Raw genomic sequence first — 11,043 nt, forward strand, 5'->3', positions numbered from 1 at the left:
TTTATCTTCTGCCTTTGTCTTTCTTGGCGATGTGTCCGCGAAAGTTTCGCGTAGGGGCAAATTCACCCAGTTTGTGACCGACCATGTTTTCTGTCACATACACGGGAATAAATTTATTTCCGTTATGCACAGCGAACGTGTGACCGACAAAGTCCGGAGAGATCATGGAGCGACGTGACCAAGTCTTGATGACGGTCTTTTTGCCTGAATTGTTCATCGAATCCACTTTGTTTTCCAAGCGAAAGTCGATGTATGGCCCTTTTTTGAGCGAACGTGACATAATTATTTCTTCCTTCTGCTGACGATGAATTTATCAGATGGTTTTCTCTTGCTGCGCGTTTTAAAGCCTTTTGCCAAGATACCGTTACGCGAACGTGGGTGCCCACCTGAAGCACGGCCTTCACCACCACCCATCGGGTGATCCACAGGGTTCATGACGACACCGCGAACACGAGGACGGCGACCCAGCCAACGCTTACGACCTGCTTTACCGATCTGCACGTTCATGTGATCTGCGTTCGACACGGTTCCTACGGTAGCCATGCACGTACCCAGGATCATACGCATCTCACCCGAAGGCATTTTCAGCGTAACGTATTTTCCTTCACGCGCTACTACTTGAGCGTAGGTCCCAGCGCTGCGCGCCAGCTGTCCGCCTTTGCCAGGCTTCATCTCAATGTTGTGTACAATCGTACCCAGCGGCATAGCACTCATCGGCAGTGCATTTCCCAATTCAGGAGCGACTTCAGGTCCTGATACGAGCTGCTGACCGACCGTCAATCCTTCCGGGGCAATGATGTAACGCTTTTCACCATCTGCGTAGAAAAGAAGCGCGATACGCGCACTACGGTTCGGATCGTATTCAATGCTCTTTACCGTAGCAGGTACATTTTCTTTATCACGCTTGAAGTCAATCACACGATAGCGACGCTTGTGACCTCCACCTAACTGGCGAACGGTACGACGGCCATTGCTATTCCGGCCACCCGATTTCTTGATCGGACGCAAGAGAGACTTCTCCGGACTTGCCTTTGTAATTTCCTCAAACGAAGGAGCCAGACGGAAACGCTGCCCCGGCGTTGTAGGTTTTAATTTCTTAATTGCCATAACCTATACGTGGTTAGATATTCTCGTAGAAGTCGATGAATTCACCTTCGGCCAACTGAACGTAAGCACGCTTGGTATTTTGAGTGCGCCCTGAAATCACGCCAGCTTTGGTGTAACGCGACTTAGGCTTTCCTTGATAGTTTACGGTCCGCACAGATTTTACACGCACATTGTACATGCTCTCAATCTCATGGCGTATCTGAAGCTTATCAGAGTCGCGATTTACTTCAAAACCGTATACTCCTTTTTCGTTCAACTTGGTAAACTTTTCCGTAACGAGGGGTCGGATTAAAATGCTACGCATGGCTTACTTGTTCAAAAGTTCTTCGAATTTACCAATCGCCTCTTCGCTCAAGATGATACGATCGGCGTTCATCACCTCGTAAGTGTTCAGGTGGCTAACCGTAGTAACTTTGCTCTTTGCCAAGTTACGACCTGACAAAATCAAGTTTTTATCGAGATCCCCGAGAATAAAGAGCGTTTTGCCCGAGCCTACCGACAGATTGCTCAACATAGTGGCAAACTGTTTGGTGCTAGGTTTATCAAGCGTAGGCTTTTCCAAAACTGTGATGCTTTCACTCAAAGCTTTTTGCGCCAACGCCGAACGACGTGCCAGCGCTTTTACTTTTTTATTGAGCTTGAAGCTGTAGTTCCGAGGACGCGGACCAAAAATCCGTCCACCACCGACAAAAACCGGCGACTTCAGGCTGCCTGCCCGTGCACCACCTGTTCCTTTTTGACGCTTGATCTTCTTGGTAGAGCCGGCTATCTCAGCACGCTCTTTCGACTTATGCGTTCCTTGACGCTGATTCGCCAGGTACTGCTTAACGTCCAGATAAACCGCGTGCTCGCTCGGCTCAATACCGAAGACTCCTTGGGGCAGGGTTACCGTACGGCCTGTCTCCTTCCCGTCTATATTTAATACAGGCAGTTCCATTATTTCTCGAGAATTACAAATGAATTTTTAGCTCCAGGGATAGAGCCACTCACCAAGATCAGATTTTTCTCCGGGTACACTTTCAGAACGCGCAGGTTCTGAACTTTCACCCGTTGGCCGCCCATGCGACCCGCCATGCGCATTCCCTTGAATACACGCGAAGGAAACGAGCAAGCACCAATAGATCCGGGGTGACGCTGACGGTTATGCTGACCGTGCGTTTGTCCACCCACACCACCGAAGCCGTGACGTTTCACAACCCCCTGAAAGCCTTTTCCTTTTGAGGTGCCTACTGCATCGATAAACTCGCCTACTTCAAAAAGAGAGACATCGATCGTATCGCCCAGGTTGAATTCCTGCTCAAAATATTTGAACTCTACCACTTTCCGTTTGGCAGTGGTATTTGCTTTCTTGAAGTGGCCTATTGCGGCCTTAGTGGCGCGCTTTTCTTTCTTTTCGCCATACCCCAACTGGAGAGCCTTATAGCCATCCGTTTCGGGCGTTTTTACTTGCGTGACCACACAAGGACCAGCTTCTACTACTGTGCATGCGACGTTCTGTCCATCGGCACTATAGATGCTAGTCATTCCGATTTTTTTACCAATAATACCTGACATTGGGATGTAACTTGTAAGTCAAAAGCGCGGCTTGCAGACCTTGCGCGCAAAAGGACTGCAAAGTTATGAAAACCGCTCAAGTAATCAAATGCGCCTGATAAATTATCTCTGAACGGTGGAGGATTTTTCAGAATAAAAAAAGCACCAACCCAACGATTGGTGCTTTCTATCTTTATTTCAACTGATCACACCTTGATTTCTACATCGACTCCACTGGGGAGTTCAAGCTTCATCAGAGCGTCTACAGTTTTTGCACTTGAAGAATGAATATCTACCAAGCGCTTATAAGTACACAATTGAAATTGCTCACGCGCCTTCTTATTCACGTGCGGCGAACGCAGCACGGTGTAGATCGACTTTTCAGTCGGCAACGGAATAGGACCACTCACTACCGCTCCAGTAGCTTTTACGGCGCGAACAATCTTTTCGGAAGACTTGTCGACCAAGTTATGGTCGTAAGACTTAAGCTTGATTCTAATTTTCTGGTTCATTGTCTTCGTTAATTAACTGCCGCGCCTTTGCTTTTAGAGATGATTGCCTCTGCTAAGTTGTTCGGCACAAACTCATAGTGAGAGAAAGTCAGAGAAGCGGTTGCACGTCCCGAAGAGATCGTACGCAGATCGGTTACGTAGCCAAAAAGCTCCGACAGGGGCACATTCGCTTTGATTACCTGCGCACCCGCTTTGGTATCCATACCGCGCATGATGCCACGACGACGGTTCAGGTCACCTGTGATAGGACCGGTAAACTCTTCCGGTGTTACCACATCCACATTCATGATAGGTTCCATGATTTTCGGTCCGGCCTGACGAGCGGCTTCTTTAAAGCCCAAACGTGCTGCCATTTCGAAAGAGAGCGAATCAGAGTCAACATCGTGGAAGGATCCGTGGTAAAGACGCACCTTCATCGCTTCGATAGGATAGCCCGCCAACGGTCCATTCTTCATCGCTTCATCGAAACCTTTCTGGATGGCAGGAATGAATTCGCGAGGAATGACACCACCGACAATCTCGTTTTTAAACTCAAGCCCTTGGGTTTCATCTTCCCGTGGCCCAAGTTCAAAGACGATGTCTGCGAACTTACCACGACCACCGGTTTGCTTTTTGTAGACTTCACGGTGTTCAACCGCTTTGGTGAGCGCTTCTTTGTAGGCCACCTGGGGAGCCCCCTGGTTGATCTCTACTTTAAATTCACGCTTCAAGCGATCGATGATGATTTCCAAGTGAAGCTCACCCATACCCCGCAGGATGGTTTGCCCTGTTTCGTGGTCAGTATTCACTTGCAGAGTCGGATCCTCTTCTACCAATTTAGCGATCCCGTTGCTCAACTTATCCATATCGGCCTGCGTCTTAGGCTCGATAGCATAACCGATTACAGGCTCAGGGAACACCATGGACTCGAGCACAATCTTAGCGCTCTGATCACACAAGGTATCACCCGTTTTGATGTCTTTAAAGCCGACAACCGCTGCAATATCCCCCGCACTCAGACGCTCAATCTGATTCTGCTTGTTAGCGTGCATTTGGAAGATACGCGAGATACGCTCCTTATTGTTCGAGCGAGTATTGTAGATGTAAGAACCTGACTCCAATACTCCTGAGTAAGCACGTACGAAGCAAAGGCGACCTACGTAAGGATCGGTAGCGATTTTGAAAGCCAAACCAGCAAAAGGTTCTTTATCAGAAGGCTTACGCTTAATTTCAGCCCCTGTGTCTGGATCCGTTCCTTTGATGCTTTCACGATCGAGCGGCGAAGGGCACAAGGCCATCACGTAATCCAGCATCGTTTGTACGCCCTTGTTCTTAAACGAAGAACCACAAAGCATAGGAACGATGGCCATATCGATAGTTGCGCGACGAAGCGCGTTCATGATCTCGTCTTCGGTGATCGACTCAGGATCTTCGAAATACTTCTCCATCAGCGACTCGTCGTACTCAGCTACTGCTTCCAACAGCTTTTCACGATACTCCGTCGCTTCATCCATCATATCGTCAGGAATAGGCACCTCGGTAAACGTCATGCCCATATCTTCCTCGTTCCAGATAATGCCCCGGAAGTTGACCAAGTCAACCACACCCCGGAAGTGATCTTCAGCACCAATTGGCAGCTGCAACGCAACTGCGTTGCTGCCGAGCATTTCTTTTACCTGCTTGCAAACCGCCAGGAAGTCAGCGCCGGAACGGTCCATCTTGTTCACAAAACCAATGCGGGCTACATTGTAGTTATTCGCCAGACGCCAGTTGGTTTCAGACTGAGGCTCTACCCCATCTACCGCGCTGAACAAGAACACCAGCCCATCCAATACGCGCAGCGAACGGTTTACCTCTACGGTAAAGTCCACGTGCCCGGGCGTATCAATGATATTGAGGTGATACTGCTCGCCTCTGTATGGCCAGCTAACGGTAGTAGCTGCAGACGTAATGGTAATACCGCGCTCCTGTTCTTGCTCCATCCAGTCCATCGTGGCGGCACCATCGTGCACCTCCCCGATTTTGTGACTTACCCCAGAGTAGAACAGAATGCGTTCTGTCGTAGTCGTTTTACCTGCGTCGATGTGCGCAGCAATTCCTATATTCCTGGTGTATTTTAAATCGCGTGCCATGAATTAGAATCTAAAGTGTGAAAACGCTCTGTTTGCTTCAGCCATTCGGTGGGTGTCGTCTTTTTTCTTAACAGCCGCTCCTTCACCTTTCGCCGCAGCAACAATCTCGCCCGCCAGCTTTTCCGTCATGGTTTTCTCACCCCGCAGACGTGCGTACTTAATCATCCATTTGATCCCCAATGACTGTTTCCGGTCAGGACGCACCTCGCTAGGCACCTGGAATGTAGCACCTCCCACACGACGACTACGTACCTCTACGTTAGGCATCACGTTGTTCAACGCTTTTTTCCATGTTTCCAGACCGTTCTCGTTGGTGCGCTTTTCTACCAAATCGCAAGCATCGTAGAAGATAGAATAAGCAATGCTTTTCTTGCCGTCTATCATCAAGCTGTTTACGAATTTAGTAACCAGGGTGTCCTTGTATTTAGGATCAGGCAGTACGTACCGCTTTTTTGGTTTAGCCTTTCTCATGACAATCTATACGCTATTTCTTTTTCCCTTTAGTCGGCGCGGCTGCTTGTCCTGGTTTTGGACGCTTCGCACCATATTTAGAACGCCCTTGCAGACGACCACTTACACCCGCCGTATCCAACGCACCGCGTACGATGTGGTAACGCACCCCGGGCAGATCTTTGACACGTCCCCCGCGAATCAGCACGATCGAGTGCTCTTGCAGATTGTGTCCTTCCCCAGGAATGTAAGCGTTCACTTCTTTCTGGTTAGTCAGGCGTACCCGCGCTACTTTACGCATCGCAGAGTTAGGCTTCTTAGGAGTGGTGGTGTACACACGAGTGCACACACCGCGCCGCTGCGGGCACGCGTCCAGCGCGGGAGATTTGGATTTACTGGTTAGTTGTTTTCTACCTTTTCTAACCAATTGTTGAATGGTTGGCATCTATCGTTTTCCGCTTAGTCGTTAACCCTCAAAATTTTCGGATTGCAAAAGTAAATAAAAATACTCTAGCAACAAATCAGTATAAAATTAAAGTTCTAGGCCTGCCCCATGGTGCCGCCGAAAGGCAACGGAAATTCTGGTGAAGCCTGGGCAGTCCGCTTGATGCGGCCATGAATGGATTCGTATCGCTCGATGTTTTCTTTCAAGGCTTCCAGAAAACGGACCGCGTGTTCCGGAGTCACGATCACCCGTGATTTCACCTTCGCTTTTGGAATGCCGGGCATCAGGCGAATAAAGTCCAGAATGAATTCGCTGTTGGAATGCGCAATCATTGCTAGGTTGGCATACACTCCTTCAGCCACTTCCTCCGACAACTCAATATTGATTTGATTCTGTTGCTCTTCGGATGCGTTTTCTTCCTTCATCTCTAATTTTCCTCTGGTTACAAATAAAAATGGCGGACACCTCGAGCACACTGTGGGCCGTAGTGTCCGCCATTTCAATACATTCGCTTATCTGCTTTGCAGTTCGCGTCTTCTCCGCATGGAAGTTCCGTCGCCGTTTGACGTCGACAGCTTCTCATACTCTTCTTTCGAACCGACAATGATATTTTCGTACTCGCGCAGACCCGTTCCCGCCGGGATCAGGTGGCCTACGATTACGTTTTCTTTCAGTCCTAACAGGTGATCGCTCTTGCCACGGATCGACGCTTCGCTCAATACCTTCGTGGTTTCCTGGAAGGAAGCCGCTGAGATAAAGCTCTCGGTGCCTAGCGAGGCTTGTGTGATCCCCTGGAGCGTCGGGCGCGAAACCGCCGGTTCCGCATCGCGTACTTCTACCAGTTTCATATCACGACGGCGCAAGCTCGAGTTCTCATCGCGCAGCTGACGGGCCGTTACAATCTGACCTGCTCTCAGCTTCTCCGAATCTCCGGCTTCCACGACGACTTTCTTATCCAGAATTTCGTCGTTTTCGCCTTGGAAGGTGAATTTGTCGACTGTCTGTCCCGGCAAGAAGCTGGTATCACCAGGCTCCAGAATTTCAACCTTCTGCATCATCTGACGCACGATGGCTTCGATGTGCTTGTCGTTGATTTTTACCCCTTGCAGGCGGTATACTTCCTGGATTTCGTTCACCAAGTACTCCTGTACTGCAGTAGGACCTTTGATGGCCAGAATGTCAGACGGCGTAATGGCACCATCGGAAAGCGGCATCCCTGCGCGAACAAAGTCATTGTCCTGCACCAAAATGTGCTTGGACAGCGGCACAAGGTATTTCTTCTTCACGCCATCTTTCGATTCGATGAAGATCTCACGGTTACCCCGCTTGATACCACCGTACGTCACGGCACCATCAATTTCGCTCACAACCGCCGGGTTCGACGGGTTTCGTGCTTCGAACAACTCCGTTACCCGTGGTAGACCGCCTGTGATATCACGCGTCTTACCGACCGCACGTGGAATCTTAGCCAGAATCTGACCCGCCCGGATGACGTCACCTTCGTCAACCGCAATGTGCGCACCGACCGGCAGGTTATAGCTCTTCCCGTCGCCGTCACGCGGGCTCACCGAAATGGCCGGGTTCTTCGACTTGTCTTTCGTGTCAACGATTACTTTCTCCCGGTGACCAGTGTGTTCATCATACTCTTCACGGAAGGTGATGCCGTCTTCAATCGACTCGAACCCGATGGTTCCGTCAATTTCCGACAGAATTACCGCGTTGTACGGATCCCAGTAGCAAAGTTCATCCCCCTTCTTCACCGTCTGCCCGTCTTTCACGCGCAGGAAGGAGCCATAAGGAGCGATGTTGCTGGCCAACACTTTGTTGGTATTCGGTTCTACTACTTTCAGTTCGCCCGAACGACCCATCACGACTTTCACGGTTTTCTCTTCGTCGTTCTCCCGGGTGACCAGGTCAATCGTACGCAGATCTTCGAATTGCACCACACCATCAAACTTAGACTTGATTGTGGCTTCTACCGCGATGTTAGACGCTGTACCACCTACGTGGAAAGTACGGAGTGTCAGCTGCGTACCGGGCTCACCGATTGATTGGGCGGCGATTACGCCAACAGCTTCGCCTTTCTGGACCATACTACCGGTTGCCAGGTTACGGCCGTAGCATTTGGCACACACACCACGCTGGCTTTCGCATGTCAATACCGAGCGAATCTCAACCGATTCTACCCCCGCTTCTTCAATCGCAGCGGCGATGTCCTCGTTGATCTCTCCACCCGCAGCGATGATCAGATCGTTCGACACGGGATCGTACACGTCGTGGACCGTCACACGCCCCAGGATACGCTCCGAAAGCGATTCTACTACTTCTTCGTTGTCTTTCAGTGCACTCACCAACAGGCCACGCAACGTACCGCAGTCGGTTTCGTTGATGACCACGTCTTGTGCCACGTCCACCAGACGACGGGTCAGGTAACCCGCATCGGCTGTTTTCAGAGCCGTATCGGCCAGACCTTTCCGCGCACCGTGTGTCGAAATGAAGTACTCGATTACGTCCAGCCCTTCTTTAAAGTTCGACAGAATGGGGTTTTCGATAATCTCACCCACCGAACCTTGCAGGTTTTTCTGCGGCTTGGCCATCAGCCCCCGCATACCACCCAACTGACGGATCTGTTCGCGCGAACCACGTGCACCCGAGTGCATCATCATGTAGATCGGGTTGAAGCCCTGATCGTCATTCTCCAGCTGATTCATCAGCGTGGCCGTGATTTGCGAGTTGATACGCGTCCAGATGTCAATGACCTGATTGTACCGTTCGTTGTCGGTAATCAGACCCATCAGGTAGTTGTTCCAAACTTCTTCTACCTCAGATTTGGCTTCGCCGATGAGTTCTTCTTTCGCACTCGGGATCATTACGTCACCCAGGCCAATCGACAACCCACCTTTGAAGGCCAGCTGGAAGCCCATCGTCTTGATGTCATCCAGGAACTTGGCCGTTTTCGCCATGCCTACGGTCTTGAAGACCGTCGAGATAATTTGCTGTAGTTTCTTCTTGGTCAGCAGCTCGTCGATGAAGCCTACTTCTTCAGGAACAAACTCATTGAAGAGGACACGGCCGGCTACGGTTTCGATGACCTTCGTTTCCAGCTGTCCTTTTTCGCCACGTACTTTGACGCGGACTTTAATATAAGCGTGCTTGGAAAGACGCTTTTCGTTCAGCGCAATGATGACTTCTTCCGGTCCGTAGAAGTGCATGCCTTCTCCGTCTACCAGATGTCCGTCTACACCACGGCGTCCTTTCGTCAGATAATAGAGTCCCAATACCATGTCTTGCGACGGAACCGCGATGGGCGCGCCGTTGGCAGGGTTCAGGATATTGTGCGATGCCAGCATCAACAGGGAGGCTTCCAGAATGGCTTCGTGTCCCAGGGGCACGTGTACCGCCATTTGGTCACCGTCAAAGTCAGCGTTGAAGGCTGTACATACGAGCGGATGCAACTGAATCGCTTTTCCTTCGATCAGTTTAGGCTGGAAGGCCTGAATACCCAAACGGTGGAGTGTAGGAGCCCGGTTCAACAGCACAGGGTGCCCTTTCAGAACGTTTTCCAGAATGTCCCACACCACCGGATCTTTACGATCGACGATTTTCTTTGCTGACTTCACCGTCTTGACAATACCGCGCTCGATCAGCTTCCGGATAATGAACGGTTTGAACAATTCGGCGGCCATGTCTTTCGGCAGACCGCACTCGTGAAGTTTCAACTCAGGACCTACCACAATGACCGAACGACCGGAGTAGTCGACACGCTTACCAAGCAGGTTCTGACGGAAACGGCCTTGCTTTCCTTTCAGCATATCTGAAAGCGATTTCAAGGCACGGTTACCCTCAGCTCGTACAGCGTTCACTTTCCGTGAGTTATCGAACAGAGAGTCGACCGCTTCCTGAAGCATGCGCTTCTCGTTACGCAAGATCACTTCCGGCGCTTTGATTTCGATCAGACGCTTCAGGCGGTTGTTCCGGATGATCACGCGACGATATAGATCGTTCAGGTCGGAGGTAGCAAAACGACCTCCGTCCAGCGGCACCAGCGGACGCAATTCCGGCGGAATGACCGGCACCATTTTGATCACCATCCATTCCGGACGGTTCTCGATCCGGTTCTGGGCATCGCGAAACGCTTCTACTACTTTCAAACGCTTCAGGGCCTCGGCTTTCCGCTGCTGCGACGTGTCGTTAGCGGCAGAGTGGCGTAGGTCGTACGAAAGTTGGTCGAGGGCCAAACGAGACAGAAGCATCTCCAGGGCCTCAGCACCCATCTTTGCAATAAATTTATTAGGATCGGTATCATCCAGCTTTTGGTTATCGCCCGGCAGCTTATCCATGATATCGAGGTACTCGTCTTCGGTCAGGAAGTCGAGGTAATTGATACCATCTTCCGCCTTCAAGCCAGGCTGTACGACCACATAGCGCTCGTAGTAGATGATCTGATCCAGTTTTTTCGTCGGCAAGCCGAGCAAGTAGCCAATCTTGTTGGGCAGCGAGCGGAAGTACCAGATGTGCGCCACCGGTACCACCAGTTCGATGTGGCCCATGCGCTCACGGCGTACTTTCTTCTCAGTTACTTCGACTCCACAACGATCACAAATAATTCCTTTGTAGCGGATACGCTTGTATTTTCCGCAGTGGCACTCCCAGTCCTTCACCGGCCCGAAGATCCGTTCGCAAAACAGACCTCCCATTTCGGGCTTGTAAGTACGGTAGTTAATGGTCTCGGGCTGCGTGACCTCCCCGTGCGAGCTTTCCAGAATCGACTCCGGGGACGCCAGGCTAATGGTGACCTTGGTGAAGTCCTGGTTGAGCTTCTTGTTTTTTCTGAATGCCATATTGTCGAGGTTGTGATAGATTCAATGATGAATGGAGACTGACC

The 11,043-nt window shown here is 50.6% G+C and carries 11 protein-coding genes; all 11 read right to left on the bottom strand.

From position 1 onward, the window contains the following. Nucleotide 1: 1 nt before the first annotated feature. Entirely contained in the window at nucleotides 2–280 is a 279-nt protein-coding gene (rpsS, locus tag BLR44_RS21605; protein WP_089686064.1) for a 30S ribosomal protein S19, read from the bottom strand. A gap of 2 nt (nucleotides 281–282) precedes the next feature. Further along, on the bottom strand, nucleotides 283–1,107 hold the full coding sequence (gene rplB, locus BLR44_RS21610) for a 50S ribosomal protein L2 (protein WP_089686065.1): 825 nt from the start codon (nucleotides 1,105–1,107) through the stop codon (nucleotides 283–285). Between the two features lie 13 nt (nucleotides 1,108–1,120). Then, nucleotides 1,121–1,411, bottom strand: a complete 291-nt coding sequence (gene rplW, locus BLR44_RS21615; protein ID WP_089686067.1) for a 50S ribosomal protein L23 — start codon at nucleotides 1,409–1,411, stop codon at nucleotides 1,121–1,123. Between the two features lie 3 nt (nucleotides 1,412–1,414). Beyond that, the gene (gene rplD, locus BLR44_RS21620; RefSeq protein WP_089686069.1) at nucleotides 1,415–2,044 is read right to left on the bottom strand and encodes a 50S ribosomal protein L4; all 630 of its coding nucleotides are present in this window, start codon (nucleotides 2,042–2,044) and stop codon (nucleotides 1,415–1,417) included. Continuing rightward, nucleotides 2,044–2,661: a 50S ribosomal protein L3 gene (gene rplC / locus BLR44_RS21625; RefSeq protein WP_089686071.1), complete on the bottom strand. Its 618-nt coding sequence runs from the start codon at nucleotides 2,659–2,661 to the stop codon at nucleotides 2,044–2,046. The genes rplD and rplC overlap by 1 nt, the downstream gene beginning before the upstream one ends. A gap of 185 nt (nucleotides 2,662–2,846) precedes the next feature. Then, nucleotides 2,847–3,152 (bottom strand): 30S ribosomal protein S10, encoded by a 306-nt coding sequence (rpsJ, locus tag BLR44_RS21630; RefSeq protein ID WP_089686073.1) that lies wholly within the window; start codon nucleotides 3,150–3,152, stop codon nucleotides 2,847–2,849. 8 nt (nucleotides 3,153–3,160) lie between these two features. After that, nucleotides 3,161–5,263, bottom strand: a complete 2,103-nt coding sequence (gene fusA / locus BLR44_RS21635) for an elongation factor G (protein ID WP_089686075.1) — start codon at nucleotides 5,261–5,263, stop codon at nucleotides 3,161–3,163. 3 nt (nucleotides 5,264–5,266) lie between these two features. Further along, nucleotides 5,267–5,734, bottom strand: a complete 468-nt coding sequence (gene rpsG, locus BLR44_RS21640) for a 30S ribosomal protein S7 (RefSeq protein ID WP_089686076.1) — start codon at nucleotides 5,732–5,734, stop codon at nucleotides 5,267–5,269. 13 nt (nucleotides 5,735–5,747) lie between these two features. Then, nucleotides 5,748–6,158 (bottom strand): 30S ribosomal protein S12, encoded by a 411-nt coding sequence (gene rpsL / locus BLR44_RS21645; protein WP_089686078.1) that lies wholly within the window; start codon nucleotides 6,156–6,158, stop codon nucleotides 5,748–5,750. A 95-nt stretch (nucleotides 6,159–6,253) separates the two neighbouring features. After that, a complete protein-coding gene (locus BLR44_RS21650) occupies nucleotides 6,254–6,583 on the bottom strand; it encodes a DUF3467 domain-containing protein (RefSeq protein WP_089686080.1) in 330 nt (109 codons plus the stop codon). An 87-nt stretch (nucleotides 6,584–6,670) separates the two neighbouring features. Next, entirely contained in the window at nucleotides 6,671–10,999 is a 4,329-nt protein-coding gene (gene rpoC / locus BLR44_RS21655) for a DNA-directed RNA polymerase subunit beta' (protein ID WP_089686082.1), read from the bottom strand. Nucleotides 11,000–11,043: the final 44 nt, after the last annotated feature.

The organism is Catalinimonas alkaloidigena (genome assembly GCF_900100765.1).
Classification (GTDB): Bacteria; Bacteroidota; Bacteroidia; order Cytophagales; family Flexibacteraceae; genus Mooreia; species Mooreia alkaloidigena.